At 64.4% G+C, this 15,563-nt stretch carries 14 protein-coding genes; 5 read left to right on the plus strand and 9 right to left on the minus strand.

Annotated elements, in window-relative coordinates; genetic code table 11:
• Window positions 1-147: 147 nt before the first annotated feature.
• The 6 genes from ACE10W_RS10805 to ACE10W_RS10830 form a co-directional block, all read right to left on the minus strand.
• Complete coding sequence (locus ACE10W_RS10805; protein WP_271558311.1) at window positions 148-1,065, minus strand: MBL fold metallo-hydrolase; 918 nt, start codon at window positions 1,063-1,065, stop codon at window positions 148-150.
• Window positions 1,066-1,169: 104 nt separating this feature from the next.
• Window positions 1,170-2,375 (minus strand): NAD(P)/FAD-dependent oxidoreductase, encoded by a 1,206-nt coding sequence (locus tag ACE10W_RS10810; protein WP_304551481.1) that lies wholly within the window; start codon window positions 2,373-2,375, stop codon window positions 1,170-1,172.
• 119 nt (window positions 2,376-2,494) lie between these two features.
• Window positions 2,495-2,785: a hypothetical protein gene (locus tag ACE10W_RS10815; RefSeq protein ID WP_074077158.1), complete on the minus strand. Its 291-nt coding sequence runs from the start codon at window positions 2,783-2,785 to the stop codon at window positions 2,495-2,497.
• A gap of 97 nt (window positions 2,786-2,882) precedes the next feature.
• Window positions 2,883-3,842, minus strand: coding sequence for a helix-turn-helix domain-containing protein (locus ACE10W_RS10820; protein ID WP_370205698.1), 960 nt, complete (start codon window positions 3,840-3,842; stop codon window positions 2,883-2,885).
• Between the two features lie 294 nt (window positions 3,843-4,136).
• Entirely contained in the window at window positions 4,137-5,594 is a 1,458-nt protein-coding gene (locus ACE10W_RS10825; protein ID WP_304553723.1) for a sensor histidine kinase, read from the minus strand.
• 342 nt (window positions 5,595-5,936) lie between these two features.
• Window positions 5,937-6,281 carry a DUF1236 domain-containing protein gene (locus ACE10W_RS10830; protein WP_011085580.1) on the minus strand — a complete coding sequence of 115 codons (345 nt, stop codon included), beginning with the start codon at window positions 6,279-6,281 and terminating at the stop codon, window positions 5,937-5,939.
• Between the two features lie 138 nt (window positions 6,282-6,419).
• Between ACE10W_RS10830 and ACE10W_RS10835 the strand changes: the two genes are divergently transcribed.
• Window positions 6,420-6,653 (plus strand): hypothetical protein, encoded by a 234-nt coding sequence (locus tag ACE10W_RS10835; RefSeq protein WP_011085581.1) that lies wholly within the window; start codon window positions 6,420-6,422, stop codon window positions 6,651-6,653.
• Window positions 6,654-6,775: 122 nt separating this feature from the next.
• On the opposite strand, the gene ACE10W_RS10840 is transcribed toward ACE10W_RS10835, so the two are convergent.
• Entirely contained in the window at window positions 6,776-8,050 is a 1,275-nt protein-coding gene (locus ACE10W_RS10840) for a serine hydrolase (RefSeq protein WP_304551483.1), read from the minus strand.
• A gap of 162 nt (window positions 8,051-8,212) precedes the next feature.
• Here ACE10W_RS10840 and ACE10W_RS10845 point away from each other — a divergent pair, with 162 nt between their 5' ends.
• A complete protein-coding gene (locus ACE10W_RS10845) occupies window positions 8,213-9,130 on the plus strand; it encodes an intradiol ring-cleavage dioxygenase (protein WP_011085583.1) in 918 nt (305 codons plus the stop codon).
• A gap of 15 nt (window positions 9,131-9,145) precedes the next feature.
• On the opposite strand, the gene ACE10W_RS10850 is transcribed toward ACE10W_RS10845, so the two are convergent.
• Together ACE10W_RS10850 and ACE10W_RS10855 are read right to left on the minus strand one after the other, a co-directional pair.
• Window positions 9,146-10,885: a bifunctional protein-serine/threonine kinase/phosphatase gene (locus ACE10W_RS10850; RefSeq protein ID WP_304553725.1), complete on the minus strand. Its 1,740-nt coding sequence runs from the start codon at window positions 10,883-10,885 to the stop codon at window positions 9,146-9,148.
• Between the two features lie 61 nt (window positions 10,886-10,946).
• Entirely contained in the window at window positions 10,947-11,786 is an 840-nt protein-coding gene (locus ACE10W_RS10855) for a formate/nitrite transporter family protein (RefSeq protein ID WP_028174787.1), read from the minus strand.
• Between the two features lie 677 nt (window positions 11,787-12,463).
• On the opposite strand from ACE10W_RS10855, the gene ACE10W_RS10860 reads away from it, so the two are divergent.
• Genes ACE10W_RS10860 through ACE10W_RS10870 form a run of 3 tightly spaced genes read left to right on the plus strand, consistent with a single transcriptional unit; the run spans window position 12,464 to window position 15,546 of the window.
• Window positions 12,464-13,783, plus strand: a complete 1,320-nt coding sequence (locus ACE10W_RS10860) for a CmpA/NrtA family ABC transporter substrate-binding protein (RefSeq protein ID WP_028174788.1) — start codon at window positions 12,464-12,466, stop codon at window positions 13,781-13,783.
• A 59-nt stretch (window positions 13,784-13,842) separates the two neighbouring features.
• Window positions 13,843-14,739 (plus strand): nitrate ABC transporter permease, encoded by an 897-nt coding sequence (ntrB, locus tag ACE10W_RS10865; protein ID WP_304551486.1) that lies wholly within the window; start codon window positions 13,843-13,845, stop codon window positions 14,737-14,739.
• A gap of 12 nt (window positions 14,740-14,751) precedes the next feature.
• Window positions 14,752-15,546, plus strand: a complete 795-nt coding sequence (locus tag ACE10W_RS10870) for an ABC transporter ATP-binding protein (RefSeq protein WP_011085589.1) — start codon at window positions 14,752-14,754, stop codon at window positions 15,544-15,546.
• Window positions 15,547-15,563 lie beyond the last annotated feature (17 nt).

The raw sequence follows: 15,563 nt of genomic DNA on the forward strand, positions 1-15,563 counted from the left end.
CTTGCGATGCTCCAAGCACATAGTTCATCGGTACTTCTCGCTATATCCGGGTCGGTGGACGGGGGCCATACCGGGCCGATTGAATTCAGGGCGCGTACTCACGAACGTCATGAGCACGCGCCCCGTTCGGCCTAACTCAACAGGCGGTCAGTAGTCCCAGAAGGCCGGCACAAAACGGAAGGCGTCGCCGTCGATCGCCACCCGGCCGATGGACGGGAACGGCAGGTGAGTGGCCACCAGCATCTCGCCGGTCTCGGCAAGCTCTCGCAAGAGACGGACACGAACGCGCGCGGCCTCCTCGGGATCGTGCTCGAAGCCGTTGTGCCAGTCGGGCTGTTCGAACCCGACCGCAAACACGGCGTCGCCGGCGAATGTCAGCGCATCGCCGCCGGACGCTACGCGCACCACGCTGTGTCCGGGGGTGTGACCGCCGGTGCGACGGGCGATGACGCCGGGCGCAATCTCGTGGGTCTCATCGAACTGCCGCAACTGACTGCCGTACTCGCTCACGAACCGCTTGGCGGTCGCGCGAAGCGCGTCCGGGAATCCCTGCGGCATGGCGGTCTGCGAGAAATCGGGCGACTCCCAGAATTTGACCTCGGCGGCGGCCACGTGGATCCGCAGGTCCTTGCGCAATCGCTTTTTCATCCCATCGACGAGCAGGCCGCCGATGTGGTCCATGTGCAGATGGGTCAGCACCAGATCGGTCACGGACGACAGGTCGATGCCGGCAGCCTCCAGTCGCTTGATCAACTGTCCGGCCCGCGGCAGGTGCAAGTTTGGGTCGGACCCCAGTCCAGCGTCGATCAGGATGGTCTTGCCGCCGCTGCGTACCATGACCGCATTCAGCGCCCAGTCGAAGGCATCCTGTGGCAGGAACATGTCGTGCAGCCAGGCCGCACGTTCGGCCGGGGCGGCGTTGTGCGCCAACATCGTGGTTGGCAGCGGCAGCACGCCGTCGCTGACCACCAGCACGTCGATCTCGCCGACCTTCAGCGCGTAGCGCGACGGAACGAGCTCTTCAGGTCCGGATGACACGGGGTACGAGGTGTTGTGCAGGTTCATGTCTGTCTCCTGTTTCATGGGAAGGTGGTTGGTCCTGGTTCTGGCTGGTCTTGGTTGAGCGGACCGCGTAGCCAGGAGAGCGCGGCCGTCATCGCCTCGTGTGGTCAGAGACTGGTCACGCGCTCCGGATCGGCCGACGCGAGCGCCGCGGCGCGCTCGGCCTTCGGCGGATAGATCCAGACGGTGTTGATCTCCTGCTTGGTCTTCTTGGCGACGTCGCCGACCAGCTCGACCTTGCGCTCCCAGCCGCGCGTGAACACCGCGCCGGCTTCGCCGAGATCGAGGCAGGTGACGTAGGCCTTCTGGTGATACGGCCTGGTCGGAACGCCCAGCAGCTCGGCGGCGGCGTTGTTGCCGGCAAAGGCTCCCATGCGCGTGGCGTGCTGGCACGACATCAGCGCGTAATTGCCCTCGTCGTCGCATGCGGCGCGCGCAGCATCGCCGGTGGCGAAGACGCCGGCGACGACAGGCACGCGCAGATCGCGGTCCACCAGCAGGCGGCCGAAATTGTCGTGCTCGGCGGGAATCTGCGCGGTCAATGGCGCGGCGCGGATGCCGGCCGCCCAGACCACCGTCTCGGTTTCGATATGTTCGCCGGTCGATAGCGTCACGCCGGATTTGTCGAGCGAGACGACGCCGGCCCCGAGCCGCATCTCGACGCCGAGCTTGCGCAACGCATCCTCGATGAGCGGGCGGGGGTTTTCGCCCATGTCGGGCGCGATCGCGCTGTTGCGCTCGACGATGATGACGCGCGTCCTGGAGTCCTTGCCGAAGATGTTGCGCAGGCGCGCGGGCAGCTCGGTTGCCGCCTCGATGCCGGTGAAGCCGCCGCCGGCAACGACGACCGTGTCGCGTCCATTCACGGCCGGCCGGTCGGCCAGACCGTGCAGATGCTTGTCGAGTGCGATCGCGTCATCGAGCGAGTCGACGCTGAAGCCGCGCTCGGCAAGGCCGGGAATGTTGGGGCGGAACAGCCGGCTGCCGGTGGCGATCACGACGCGGTCGTAGGACAGTGTCGTGCGCGTGCCCCTGGGAGTGGCGATCTGCACCATCCGCGCCTTGGTGTCGATCGTCTCGGCGCTGCCCTGGATGTAGTCGACGTCGATCGCCCTGAGGACATCGAGCAGCGGTGCCGTCAGGGTTTCCGGCTTCGGCTCGTAGAGCCGCGGGCGGACCACCAGCGTCGGCTCCGGTGCGATCAGGGCGATTTCGAGATCGTCAGGCGAAACGCCCTGGATGTCGCGCAGGCGGGCCGAGGAGAGGGCGGCGTACATGCCGGCGAAGCCGGCGCCAATGATGAGCAGTCGCATGTGGTTGACTCCTGGGGTTAGTACTCGGGACGTGCGCGCGTCATCGCCGCCGCCTTGTGTGGGCAGAGCCTGTGCGATCGACGATGACGCGACGAGGTGAAACGGAGACCGCCGGACCCTTACGGCGCGGCGCAGTTCGGCAGTGAGGACAGTAGCCCAGGGCCATCACATGCCGCCGGGCAGCTTCTCGGGCCCGATGTCCAGCCGCGCAGAGCTGCCGGCACCATCGGTTTTCTGGGCCAACCCTGATTGATCAGGATTGACGTCGCGGGATTGGCGCTTTGCGTCGCTTGTAAGGTCGCTTCTTCGGCTGTCGGCTGGGTGAAGCGTACGGTCAGCGAGAGCCCATACAGCAGCGCCGACGTGATGGCTTTCCGTCGCGGTGCGATTGCAAGGTGTTTCCAGTCCATCGTTGGTCTCCGTCCGCGTCGTGCGATGCCAAGATGTTTAGCGAACCAGATATCCGACTGCCCCAGAGCGATTGCCGTCCCTGTCGAGAGATTGCTGCTAACGCATGCGCCTGCGCCAATCGCTCGGCGTTTCACCCGTCAGCTTCTTGAAGGCCGCGGCGAAGGCGGTCTGCGAGGAATAGCCAAGCGCTGCGGCAACCGAGACGACCGATTCGTCGCTCTCCCGCAGCATGTTCATGGCCTGCTCGAGCCTGTGCTGGCGCAGCCAGGCATGCGGCGAGAGCCCGGTGCTCTCCTTGAAGGCACGGCAGAAGTGAAAGCGCGAGAGGCCGGCATCGGAAGCCAGCGCATCGAGCGAGATGTCCGCATCGCTGTCCGAGCGCAACCGTTCGATCGCACGGAGCAGGACCTTCGGCGACAGCCCGCCCATGGTCGGTTGAAAATTGGTTGGCGAACCGGTGTGGGCAACCAGCAGGCGGGTGGCCAGAAGATCCGTCAGTTGATGACGGAACAACGTATCCAGGGCTCCGTTGCCCCCCAGCGCATCCGCTGCACTCAAGAGCAGTCTGGACGTGATGGGATCGGGATGCGCCGTCCGCTCCAGCAGGTCGGCCGGTTTTGCGGTCCCGGCTTCGTCGGCAACGCGCTTCAGTGTTGCATTCGGAAGATAGAGCTGGACCACATCGACAGGCTTCGGAATATCCCATCGGGAGCTCGATCCTTCCGGAATGATGATCACCACTCCAGGACGAAACGTGCCGATCGCAACCGATTTTCCCGACCGCCGCTCCATGCGCTGCATCATGCCGTTGTACGCCATGATCACATGGTGGCTCATGGGCTCGACGACGTCGTGCAATGGATCATGTTTCCAGTGGGCGATGCCGGCGCCGGAGGAATCCAATGCCATGCGAGCCGGTTCGGTCCTGAGCACCCGCGCCATCTCTGCGTCGGCGGCCCGCCGTTCGGAGGTCGAGCCATCGTCCGGCTGTGCGCCGGGTGCGGACGGCACGCCGTTGTGCGAGGGATTGCGCATGAGTGTGCTGCTCTCGATCATTGCGTGGCTCCTCCTGATCGCATCGAGCTTCGGATCAGGTGCCCGTATTTGTACGGGTCGGCGCACGTTCTAGGCGGCGCAAACTCCCAGCGTCTTTCCTGAAGCGGCCATGCTTTGTCCGATCCTGCTCCGGGCAGGCGCGCGTTTTCGAAAATGCACGACGGGCGGCGCTGAGTTGCCTGGGTCTTGAACGGAGGTTTTGTGAAAGACGTTTTATGACAAAAGGTGCGAGGCCTTCACATGGCTATCGCTCTAACCCGCAAATCCGGCATTGGGGATGACCATCCCGTTGATTCACCGCGCCTCGTCCAGCGCGCAGGTCACCGTGCAGACGACGCCGCGCGGCAGGAAATCGACGGTTGCCTCGCCGCCGAGCTGGTCGCGGGCGCTGCGCTCGATCAGGCGCGAGCCGAAGCCGCGCCGCACCGGCGCCGTCACCGGCGGTCCGCCGATCTCGCTCCAGATCAGCCGCAGGCGCGGCTTCGGTGTGTCCGCGATGACTTCCCAGTCCAGCGTCACCCGGCCGGTCTCATTGGACAGCGCGCCATATTTCGCGGCGTTGGTGGCGATCTCGTGCACGATCATCGACAGCACCACGGCAAGTCGCGGCGACAGCGGCACCGCGGGGCCGTCCATCCGGATGCGCTCGGGCGCATTGAGCAGGAACGGCTGGAGCGCGCGCGTGATCACCTCCTTCAGTTCCGAGCCGGCCCATTTCTCCTGGCTGAGCAGATTGTGCGCCTCGGCGAGCGCGCCGAGGCGGCCCTCGAACTTGGCCCGCTCCTCGCGGCTCGCGCTGCGGAAGGTCTGCACCGCGATCGCCTGCATCAGGGCCAGCGTGTTCTTGACGCGGTGGTTGAGCTCCTCGATCAGCAGATCGTGCAGCATCTCGCCGCGTGCGATCGTCGTCGCCATGCGGACCGCAAAGGTGAGGCCGGTGAGCAGCAGGATGCCGCCGATCAGGCTGGTGACGGCGATGTTGCGCCAGAGCGGGGCGATCAGTGAACTCTCGGCGACGCCGGCAGCCACGGTCCAGCCGGTCAGCCCCGAACGGGTGTAGGCGGCGGCGAGCGCGACGCCGTCGAGCGACACGGTCGGAAGCGCCGCCTCGTCGCTGCGGAACATCTCGGCGTAGAGCGACGGCGAAGCCCGTTTGCCGAATGTCTCGCTGGGGTTCGGCGCGCGCGCGAACACGGTGCCCTTGGCATCGAGCAGGCTTACCGTCCATTGCCGGTCCGGGCGCTGCTTCTCCACCAGATCCTGAAAGATGCTGATCGGCGCGCTGAAGCAGAGGTCGTAGATCACCTCGCCGTTGCGAAACACCGGCACTTCGACGGTGAGAACCTGCCGCCCGTTGAGCGCGCCGGTGAACAGGTCGGAATATTGCGGCGCTCTGGTCGCAAACACCTTCTCGACGATCTCCAGATTGCCGCGCGGCGGCAGGCTCGCGGTGTCCTCCGTCGCCGAGGAGAACAGCAGCCGGCCCTTGCGGTCGGAGATCAGCACCAGGCCGCCCTTGCCATACTGGTCGAGGAAGCCAAGCGCGATGCGGCGAAAGTTCGGGAAGTCGTCGTTGCGCAGCGAGTTCGTCAGTGCGAGCACCTGCAAGCCGCCGGTCATCCGCTGCACCTCGGAATCCATCACCAGGCGCATGCTGCGCACGTTCTCCAACACGCGGCGCGTCGCGTCGCTGCGGTCCTGCTTGTAATTGTAGACGGCAATGCCAACCGCGAAGACGATCAGCGGCAACATCGTCCCCGTGACCAGGAGAGCGAGCCGGACCGGAAGGGTGAACCTGGACAAACGTGGGCGTCCCGATTCCAGCGCGACGGCGCCGGATTATGATTTTATCAGACCATACGGTCAGGACGTGCGCCGCGCCATGATTTTTGCATTCAGCGAGCAGACCAGACGGAATCTTTGCAGCGCGGTCGCAGGTGTCTGCCGGTCAGCTCATGCCGATTGCGGCCAGCAACAGGCAGATGGCGTAGATGGCCGCCAGGCTGACACCGGCGATCCGGGCCTCTCGATGCGATGTCATCGTCAACTCCGGGAGGAGGCCGTCCTTGATGCGGCCCCCTCCATCACGTCTTGTCAGTCGATTTCCTGGACGACCGTCCGGGAGCCCGGATCCACCAACATCACGCGCTCGCCGGAATAGACGTAGCGGTACTTGGTGAGCGCGGGCCCCCAGTCGGCAGGAACCGCCTCGAGCTCGACATCGCTCGGCACCGTCGCGCCGACGATGATCTTCTCCTTCGTCGTCACGGGGCGAACGCGATGTTCGGTGATGTAGGATTTGATCCTAGTTCGGTATTCCGGCTCGATCTGAACGGCGGCCGCGTGCCCGGTTCCGGTGGTCGTCACCACGGTGGACTGCGCGAACGCGCCAGTCGAGATCATCACCGCCGCGGCGGAAAGCAGAAACAGCTTCTTCATCTTGTTCTCCTCGTTGGAATAAGTGCGGCGTCAACATCCCACTGCGGACGGCGTTCCTCTTGCTTAGGAACAAATTGCCATTTGTTCCCGTTCAAGAATCGGCCGGGCGGAAACGTCCGGCGATTGGAGGAGGATAAAATGAAGCTGAAGATCGCAACTGCAGCATTGATGGTTGCTGCATTGTCCCTGCCGGCGTTCGCGGCCGACGAGTTCTACGTCGTCCAGGACGTCAAGACGAAGAAGTGCACCGTTGTCGACAAGAAGCCCACGGACACGTCGATGACCGTCGTCAGTCCGTCGGGCACGATCTACAAGTCGCGCACCGAAGCCGAGAGCGGCATGAAGACCGTCAAGGTCTGCACGTCAAACTGAGGAGGTTGGCAAACGGCGGTGCGTGTCGCTGTTCCTGCCGCGCCTGATCGTGCCGGAGATGCTCAAATGAGCGTCTGATATTGAGATTCCGCGGCCGACGGCCGCGGAATCGATTCAAGCGGTTACAGATTGCTCTCGGTGATCGCGGCATACACCATGCTGCGCAGCTCGCGCCGGAGCGGGTAGGCGCTCGACGGCAGCACCTGCGTCATGAAGATGGTGATCAATTCCTCGGCCGGGTCGATCCAGAACGAGGTCGTCGCCGCGCCGCCCCAATTGTATTCGCCGGGGCTGCCGGCGATCAGCGTCTCGGCCGGGCGCATCGTCACGGCAAAGCCGAGGCCGAAGCCGATGCCGTTATAGGTGGCTTCGGAGAACAGCGAGCGCGATACCTCGGGGAGGAAGCGGCCGCCCGGAATGTGGTTGGTCGTCATCAGTGCCAGCGTCTTCGGCCCGATCAGCCTGACGCCGCCGAGCTCGCCGCCGTTGAGCAGCGCGCGGCAGAAGGTGAGATAGTCCGCGGCCGTCGAGCACAGGCCGCCGCCGCCGGATATGAAGGAGGGCGGGGACAGGAACGAGCTCGTCGCCGGATCGTCCTGGAGCGTCAGGCCCTCGCGGCGCTGGCCGGCATGGAAGGTCATGCCGCCGCCCGGGTCCGCCGAATAGCAGGCAGCGAAGCGATGGGCCTTCGAGGCCGGCACGTGGAAATCGGTGTCGGTCATGCCGAGCGGATCGAGAATGCGTGTTTTCAGGAACTGCTCGAACGGCATGCCGGAAATCTTGCCGACGAGGTAGCCCAGCACGTCGGTCGCGACCGAGTAGTTCCAGGCCTCGCCCGGCGAAAACTCCAGCGGGATCTTCGCGAGCGCCTCGATCATGGTTTGGAGCGTGCCCGACTTCTCGACCTCGCCGATCTTCTCGGCGCGATAGGCGGCATCGACATTGGAGCGCTGCTGGAAGCCGTAAGTCAGCCCGGAGGTGTGGCGCAGCAGGTCGACGATCAGCATCGGCCGGGACGGCGGCCGGGTCAGGAAGGCCGGCGCGGTGCCGGCGACGAACACGCCGAGATCCTTCCATTCCGGAATGTATTTCGCGACGGGCTCGTCGATCGCGACGAGGCCTTCCTCGACCAGCATCATGAAAGCGACGCTGGTGAGCGGCTTGGTCATGGAATAGATGCGGTAGATGGTGTCGTCCTTGACCGGCACCTTGCGCTCGACATCGGCCAGGCCCTGGACCGAGCTGTGCGCGATCTTGCCGCGGCGGTAAACCAGAAGCTGGGTGCCCGGGAAGCGGCCGGCATCGATGTACCGGTTCTTCAGGTGCGCATCGACGCGGTCGAGCGCGGCCTTGGACATGCCGACGGATTCGGGCGAGGCGGGGGTGGGGGCGAGCATCAGTTCCTCCGGGGCAGTTTCTCGACAAGGTGATAGCCAAATGGCAGCCCCATTCCAAGCCGGTTGCGCTTAACGCGGGCTGGCCGGGTGGTGTAGTGTCCGGCCTGGAACGCTTCCAGGGAGCCCGCCCGGGCCAACGAGAAAAATGCAAGGCAACGCACCATGACCCAGTTCAACGAGACCGAACTCACCGCAGCCGTGGTCGAAAGCTTCGACAAGACGCCGAACCCGCGGGCGAAATTCCTGCTCCAGGAACTGGTGAAGTCGCTGCACGATTACGTGAGCAAGACCGGTCTCACCTTCGAGGAATGGGAATACGCCATCGATTTCCTGACCCGCACCGGTCATAAATGCACCGACACCCGCCAGGAGTTCATCCTGCTCTCCGACGTGCTCGGCGTCTCCATGCTGGTGGACGCGGTCAACCACAGGGATCGCGAGGGCGCCACCCAGACCACGGTGCTCGGCCCGTTCTATGTCGGCGAGCACAAAGTGACCGCGCACGGCACCGACATTTCGCCGAACAATCAAACCGGCGAGCGGATGTTCGTGCAGAGCCGCGTCACCGACCTCAAGGGCAAGCCGCTGGCGGGCGTTCCCGTCGACGTCTGGCATGCCGACGACGACGGCTTCTACGATTCACAGAAGCCGAACTATGACGAGGTCGGCGCCTCGGCGCGGGCGCGTTTCATCACGGACAGCGACGGCCGCTTCTTCTTCCGCACCATTTTGCCGTGCAGCTACCCGATCCCGACCGATGGCCCCGTCGGCGAGATGATCGTGCAGACCAACCGCCATCCGATGCGCCCGGCGCATGTGCACTTCCTCGTCAACGCGAAGGGCTATGAGCCGCTGATCACGCATGTCTTCATGGACGGCGACAAATATCTCGATTCCGACGTGGTGTTCGGCGTCAAGGATGATCTCGTCGCCAAGGTCGAGCCGCGCAACGACCTCGAGATGCCCGACGGCACCAAGGCGAGCGGGCAGTGGCATCTGATGACCTACGAATTCCACCTCAAGCCCGGCGGCGGCATGGCGCCGAAGCCGCTGGGGGTGAAGGCGGCGGAGCCGGCCTGAACCGACCTTGTCCGGCTATCGCAGCCGAAGCACCGCGAGCAGCGTGATGACCGCGCAGGCCAGGATCGCCGTGGTCAGCTTCCAGAACAGCAGCGGGTTGCGCTCCAGGAGCGGCGTGGTCCGCGTGGCGAGATAGGCCGGATTGGGATTCCTGAGTTCGAAGACGAATTCGGAGAGGTCCTCGTGGCGCTTGTAGGGATCGGGATGCAGCGCCTTCCTGAGCGCGCCGTCGATCCAGCCCGGGATGCCGCGCTCGGCATCGATGGCCGGGCGATATCTCAATTTCCACGCATCCGATCTTCCGCGGATCTTGGCGAGCTGGGCGCCGTAGGGGAGATGTCCGGTGAGCATATGGTAGCAAATGGCGGCCAGCGAAAACATGTCGGACCGCGGCGATCCCCCCTCGCCGAGGAAATATTCCGGGGCCGTGTACTGGACCGTGCCGAGAATTTCCTCGTCCGCCGATTTCGGCGCCGCCTCGGCGACGCCGGCGACCCTGACCGATCCGAAGTCGATGATCTTCGCAGTGCCGGTCTTGTCGATCAGGACATTGTCGGGCCTGAGGTCCTGGTGCAGCATCTCCATGCGATGGAAGGCGCGAAGCCCCGTGGCGATCTGCTCGACGATCCCTCGGACCGTCTCCAAATCGGGGCGTGGGTTGTCCAGCATCCACTGCCTCAGGGTCTGGCCCTCGATGAACTCGGTCGCGACGTAGAGGTAGCTGCGCCGCCGCGACTGTGACAGCGGCTTGAGCACGTGCGGACTGTCGATGCGGCGTGCGATCCACTCCTCCATCAGGAAGCGCTTGAGATAGGCGGCATTGTCGCGCAGGTCGATCGACGGCAGCTTGAGCGCGACCGGCTCCTCGGTCTCCGCATCGACCGCAAGGTAGATGTGACTGCGGCTGCTGCCGTGGATCTCGCGGACGATCCTGTAACCGTCGAACATCGCCCGTGGCTCGGGCAGCGCAGGAAGCGGCAGTTCGAAGGTCTGATTGAAGATGCCGGCCGAGTCGCGCTGCGGCACTGCGTCGATGCGGAGGATCTGGACGGTGATGTTGTCGTCGCTGCCGCGCCGATAGGCTTCCTCCACGATCGCCTTCGCGGCCCCGTCGAGCTCGGCTGCATGCTCGCTGAGCGCGCTCGTGATGAAACGCTGGTCGACGAATTCGTAGGCGCCGTCGGTTGCGAGGATGAAGGTGTCGCCCGCCTCGATCTCGACCGTCTGGTAGTCGATCTCGAGCTGCGGGTTGATGCCGAGCGCGCGGCCAAGATAGGTCTGCTCCGACGACACGATGATGCGGTGATCGTCCGTCAGCTGCTCGAGCGCCTTGCCGGCGACGCGGTAGATGCGGCAGTCGCCGACATGGAAGATGTGCGCGGTGGTCGCCTTGATGACCATGGCGCTGAGGGTGCAGACATAGCCCTTGTCGCGGTCATAGGCATATTGGCTCTTGCGCGTCTGCGCGTGCAGCCAGGAATTGGTTGCCTCCAGCACGCGGCGGGCGGAGGTCTTCACCGTCCAGGATTCCGACGTGCAGTAATAGTCCATCAGGAAGCTCTTGACCGCCGACTCGCTGGCGATCTGGCTCACCGTGCTGCTGGAGATGCCGTCGGCGAGAACCGCCGCGATGCCCTTCAGGCTGAGCAGCGGCTCCTCCGGAATCAGGATGCCGTGAAAATCCTGGTTGACGGGCTTGCGACCCCTGTCGGAGTACTGGCCGATCGAAATCAGGAGTCCGCGGGTCATGGTCATCACCGGCAAAGGAGAGCCTCACCCTGCTCGGGCGAGGCTCCCCTGTCGAGACGTTGTCTGATCAGGCTGCGACGCGGGACGGCGTGGTCTTGCCGGCCTGGCGCTTCGGCTGGGTCATGACATGCGTGGCGTAGAGCGTCATGCCGGTGAAGGCGAGGCCGCCCACGAGATTGCCGAGCACGGTCGGGATCTCGTTCCAGATCAGATAGTCCATGATCGAGAACTTCGCGTGCAGCATCAGGCCCGACGGGAACAGGAACATGTTCACGACGGAGTGCTCGAACACCATGTAGAAGAACACCAGGATCGGCATCCACATCGCGATGACCTTGCCGGGCACCGAAGTCGAGATCATGGCGCCGACGACGCCGGTCGAGACCATCCAGTTGCAGAGCATGCCGCGCAGGAACAATGTCGCCATGCCGGCCGCGCCATGCGCGGCATAGCCGAGCGTTCGACCCTCGCCGATATTGCCGATGGCCGTGCCGATCTTGTCGGGGTCCTGCGTGAAGCCGAAGGTCGTGACGAAGGCCATCATGAAGGCCACCGTGAAAGCGCCGGCAAAATTGCCGACGAAAACGAGGCCCCAGTTGCGCAGCACGCCGCCAAAGGTGACGCCCGGGCGCTTGTCGATGAGGGCGAGCGGCGAGAGCACGAACACGCCGGTCAGCAGGTCGAAGCCGAGCAGGTACAGCATGACGAAGCCGACCGGGAACAGCAGCGCCCCGACCAGCGGCTGGCCGGTGTTCACGTTGATGGTGACGGCAAACCAGGCCGCCAGCGCGAGGATGGCGCCGGCCATATAGGCCCGGATGATGGTATCCCGGGTGGACATGAAGATTTTGGACTCGCCCGCATCCACCATCTTGGTGACGAATTCCGAAGGCGCGAGATACGACATCAATGGTTCCTTTTGCTTCGTAAGTGAGATCGACACGCCCCCAAAGAGAGCGCGGCTGAACATCTTGGGCCGTGCGGACGGTTCTGCCGCGCACGAGGGCTATGGAGGTCTGGAAGCCTTGGGAATCGCGTCACGAGGACTGAGCCGAGAAGGGCCGCGAAGCAGTTGAGCTTCCGGTTTGCAGCCGCCAGAGGCTGCAACAATGCGGCAAGCCGCAGTCTTCGTTGACGCCAATGGAAATGCAAGTCGCGTGCCGCTTGGGCGCGATAGAAAAGGTAAGCGATTTCAAATAGATGATACGCGCCTAGATCCGGCTTTTGCCGGCTCTGCGGCCTTTTGCTTAGGCGGCTGCATAAGATTTGTGCGGCGCACAAGAAATGAGCAGTCCGCAAATTTCGCGTGCGCAGCAAGGCTGCGACAGACTGGCGCGGTGCATCTAACGTATTGAATTTTCAAATATTTATGAGGTGCTGCGCTTGGCATGAAGCTTGAATAGTTCCAAGCCGACGCCATTGAAGCCGTCCCGCGAGACTTCTCATCCGATTTGCTGACGCCACCCGAACGGGGGTCTCCCCGTCGTGCGTTCGCATGCGCCTTTTTCTGGCGTCACGGACGGACGGGCTGCTCGTGCGCACTGACGCAATCATTCGCAACGACGCAAAAGGACGACACCGCCTATGACCAAGCGCATTCGCCGGCCTTCGGATACTGGCCTCAGCCGCCGTCAATTGTTGAAGGCCACCGGCAGCACCGCTGCCCTTCTTGCCGCCGCCAAGCTCAATTTCCCCGCCGGTGCGTTCGCGCAGGACGCCGGCCCCGAGGTCAAGGGCGCCAAGCTCGGCTTCATCGCGCTGAGCGATGCCGGTCCGCTCTTCGTCGCCAAGGACAAGGGCCTGTTCGCCAAATACGGCATGCCCGATGTCGACGTGCAGAAGCAGGCCTCCTGGGGCACCACGCGCGACAACCTCGTGCTCGGCTCGGAAGGCAACGGCATCGACGGCGCGCATATCCTCACCCCGATGCCGTACCTGATCTCGGCCGGCAAGGTGACGCAGAACAACCAGCCGACGCCGATGTACATCCTGGCGCGGCTCAATCTCGATGCGCAGTGCATCTCCGTCGCCAAGGAATATGCCGACCTCAAGGTCGGCGCCGATGCGTCAGTGTTGAAGGCGGCGTTCGAGAAGAAAAAGGCCGAAGGCAAGTCCGCCAAGGTCGCGATGACCTTCCCCGGCGGCACGCACGATCTCTGGGTCCGCTATTGGCTCGCCGCCGGCGGGATCGATCCTGACAAGGACGTCGAGACCATCACCGTGCCGCCGCCGCAGATGGTGGCCAACATGAAGGTCGGCACCATGGACGCCTTCTGCGTCGGCGAGCCCTGGCCCGGGCAGCTGGTCCACCAGGGCATCGGCTACACCGCCGTCAACACCGGCGAGATCTGGAGCAAGCATCCGGAAAAGTCACTCGGCATGCGCGCGGCCTGGGTCGACAAGAATCCGAAGGCGGCCAAGGCGATCCTGATGGCGGTAATGGAAGCCCAGCAATGGGCCGACAAGATGGAGAACAAGGAAGAGCTCGCCACCATCATGGGCAAGCGGCAGTGGATCAATTGCCCGGTCGAGGACATCGCCGATCGCGCCAAGGGCAAGTTCGACTACGGCAACGCCGGCAAGGTGGTCGAGAACTCGCCGCACATCATGAAGTACTGGCGTGATCATGCCTCCTATCCGTTCCAGAGCCATGATCTCTGGTTCATGACCGAGGACATCCGCTGGGGCAAATACGAAGCCGGCTTCGACAGCAAGGCGCTGATCGCCAAGGTCAACCGCGAGGACCTCTGGAAGGACGCGGCCAAGACGCTCGGCGTCGCCAGCTCCGACATCCCGGCCTCCACCTCGCGCGGCAAGGAGACCTTCTTCGACGGCAAGGTATTCGATCCCGAAAATCCGGCGGCCTATCTGAAGTCGCTCGCGATCAAGCGCGTCGAAGTCTGATGGAGCCCTGCGGCCGCTGCGAGGCGGCCGCATCGTCCCGGAGCCGGAGAGAGATAGCGATGAACATGCCTGCCACGAAGATTGAGGTTGAGACCGCGACACCCGCGGGAAGCGCCGCGCCCGTCGTCACGATGACGCCGAAGCGGCCGCCGCGGAGCGAGGCCTACGCGCGCATGGCGCGCGAGACCGCTGTGCGCGTCATCCCGCCGCTCGTCGTGATCGCGCTGCTGACGCTGGTCTGGGAGCTGGTCTGCCGCCGCGCCGGCTCGGCACTGCCGCCGCCGTCGCGGGTATTCAAGGACACCAAGGAGCTGATCCTCGATCCGTTCTTCGACCATGGCGGCATCGACAAGGGTCTGTTCTGGCATCTCTCCGCCAGCCTTCAGCGCGTCGCCTTCGGCTATTCGCTCTCCGCGATCGCCGGCATCGCGCTCGGCGTGCTGGTCGGCCAGTCGGTCTGGGCGATGCGCGGGCTCGATCCGCTGTTCCAGGTCTTGCGCACCATCCCGCCGCTCGCCTGGCTGCCGCTCTCGCTCGCGGCGTTCCGTGACGGCCAGCCCTCGGCGATCTTCGTCATCTTCATCACCTCGATCTGGCCGATCATCATCAACACCGCGGTCGGCATCCGCAACATCCCGCAGGACTACCGCAACGTCGCGGCCGTCGTGCAGCTCAATCCGCTGGAGTTCTTCGGCAAGGTCATGATCCCGGCGGCCGCGCCCTACATCTTCACCGGCCTGCGCATCGGCATCGGTCTGTCGTGGCTCGCCATCGTCGCCGCCGAAATGCTGATCGGCGGCGTCGGCATCGGCTTCTTCATCTGGGACGCCTGGAACTCCTCGCACATCAGCGAGATCATCCTGGCGCTGATCTATGTCGGCATCGTCGGCTTCGTGCTCGATCGCCTGATCGCTGGCCTCGGCAAGATCGTCACCCGCGGCACCGCGACGAACTGAGGGGAGGGACACATGACCGCCTATCTGAAGCTCGACCACATCGACAAGATTTTTACCCGCGGCGCCGCCACCACGGAGGTCCTGAAGGACATCAACCTGACCATCGAAAAGGGGCAGTACGTCTCGATCATCGGCCATTCCGGCTGCGGCAAGTCGACCCTGCTCAACATCATCGCAGGGTTGACCAACGCCTCGACCGGCGGCGTGCTGCTCGAGAACCGAGAGGTCAACTCGCCGGGGCCCGATCGCGCCGTGGTGTTCCAGAACCACAGCCTGCTGCCCTGGCTCACGGTCTACGAGAACGTCAGGCTCGGCGTCGACAAGGTCTTCGCCAAGACCAAGACGCGGGCCGAACGCGACGCCTGGGTGATGCACAATCTCAATCTCGTGCAGATGGCGCACGCCAAGGACAAGCGTCCTTCCGAAATCTCCGGCGGCATGAAGCAGCGCGTCGGCATCGCGCGGGCGCTGGCGATGGAACCGAAAGTGCTGCTGCTCGATGAGCCGTTCGGCGCACTCGACGCGCTCACCCGCGCGCATCTGCAGGACTCGGTGATGGCGCTGCACCAGAAGCTCGGCAACACCATCCTGATGATCACCCACGATGTCGACGAGGCCGTGCTGCTGTCCGACCGTATCGTGATGATGACGAACGGGCCGAGCGCGCGCATCGGTGAGGTGCTGGAGGTGCCGCTGGCACGTCCCCGCAAGCGGCTCGAGCTCGCCACCAGCACCACCTATCTGAAGTGCCGGCAGCGCGTGCTCGAATTCCTCTATGAGCGTCATCGCTTCGTCGAGGCCGCGTAAACGCGGCCTTAACGCAC

The organism is Bradyrhizobium sp. B025, assembly GCF_042257955.1.
GTDB lineage: Bacteria > Pseudomonadota > Alphaproteobacteria > Rhizobiales > Xanthobacteraceae > Bradyrhizobium > Bradyrhizobium diazoefficiens.

What these genes read in the sequence shown, in the direction of transcription:
- ACE10W_RS10805 (WP_271558311.1), bottom strand. Translation starts at nt 1,065, where the DNA reads ATGAACCTGCACAACACCTCGTACCCCGTGTCATCCGGACCTGAAGAG.
- ACE10W_RS10810 (WP_304551481.1), bottom strand. Translation starts at nt 2,375, where the DNA reads ATGCGACTGCTCATCATTGGCGCCGGCTTCGCCGGCATGTACGCCGCC.
- ACE10W_RS10815 (WP_074077158.1), bottom strand. Translation starts at nt 2,785, where the DNA reads ATGGACTGGAAACACCTTGCAATCGCACCGCGACGGAAAGCCATCACG.
- ACE10W_RS10820 (WP_370205698.1), bottom strand. Translation starts at nt 3,842, where the DNA reads ATGATCGAGAGCAGCACACTCATGCGCAATCCCTCGCACAACGGCGTG.
- ACE10W_RS10825 (WP_304553723.1), bottom strand. Translation starts at nt 5,594, where the DNA reads ATGTTGCCGCTGATCGTCTTCGCGGTTGGCATTGCCGTCTACAATTAC.
- ACE10W_RS10830 (WP_011085580.1), bottom strand. Translation starts at nt 6,281, where the DNA reads ATGAAGAAGCTGTTTCTGCTTTCCGCCGCGGCGGTGATGATCTCGACT.
- ACE10W_RS10835 (WP_011085581.1), top strand. Translation starts at nt 6,420, where the DNA reads ATGAAGCTGAAGATCGCAACTGCAGCATTGATGGTTGCTGCATTGTCC.
- ACE10W_RS10840 (WP_304551483.1), bottom strand. Translation starts at nt 8,050, where the DNA reads ATGCTCGCCCCCACCCCCGCCTCGCCCGAATCCGTCGGCATGTCCAAG.
- ACE10W_RS10845 (WP_011085583.1), top strand. Translation starts at nt 8,213, where the DNA reads ATGACCCAGTTCAACGAGACCGAACTCACCGCAGCCGTGGTCGAAAGC.
- ACE10W_RS10850 (WP_304553725.1), bottom strand. Translation starts at nt 10,885, where the DNA reads ATGACCATGACCCGCGGACTCCTGATTTCGATCGGCCAGTACTCCGAC.
- ACE10W_RS10855 (WP_028174787.1), bottom strand. Translation starts at nt 11,786, where the DNA reads ATGTCGTATCTCGCGCCTTCGGAATTCGTCACCAAGATGGTGGATGCG.
- ACE10W_RS10860 (WP_028174788.1), top strand. Translation starts at nt 12,464, where the DNA reads ATGACCAAGCGCATTCGCCGGCCTTCGGATACTGGCCTCAGCCGCCGT.
- ntrB (WP_304551486.1), top strand. Translation starts at nt 13,843, where the DNA reads ATGAACATGCCTGCCACGAAGATTGAGGTTGAGACCGCGACACCCGCG.
- ACE10W_RS10870 (WP_011085589.1), top strand. Translation starts at nt 14,752, where the DNA reads ATGACCGCCTATCTGAAGCTCGACCACATCGACAAGATTTTTACCCGC.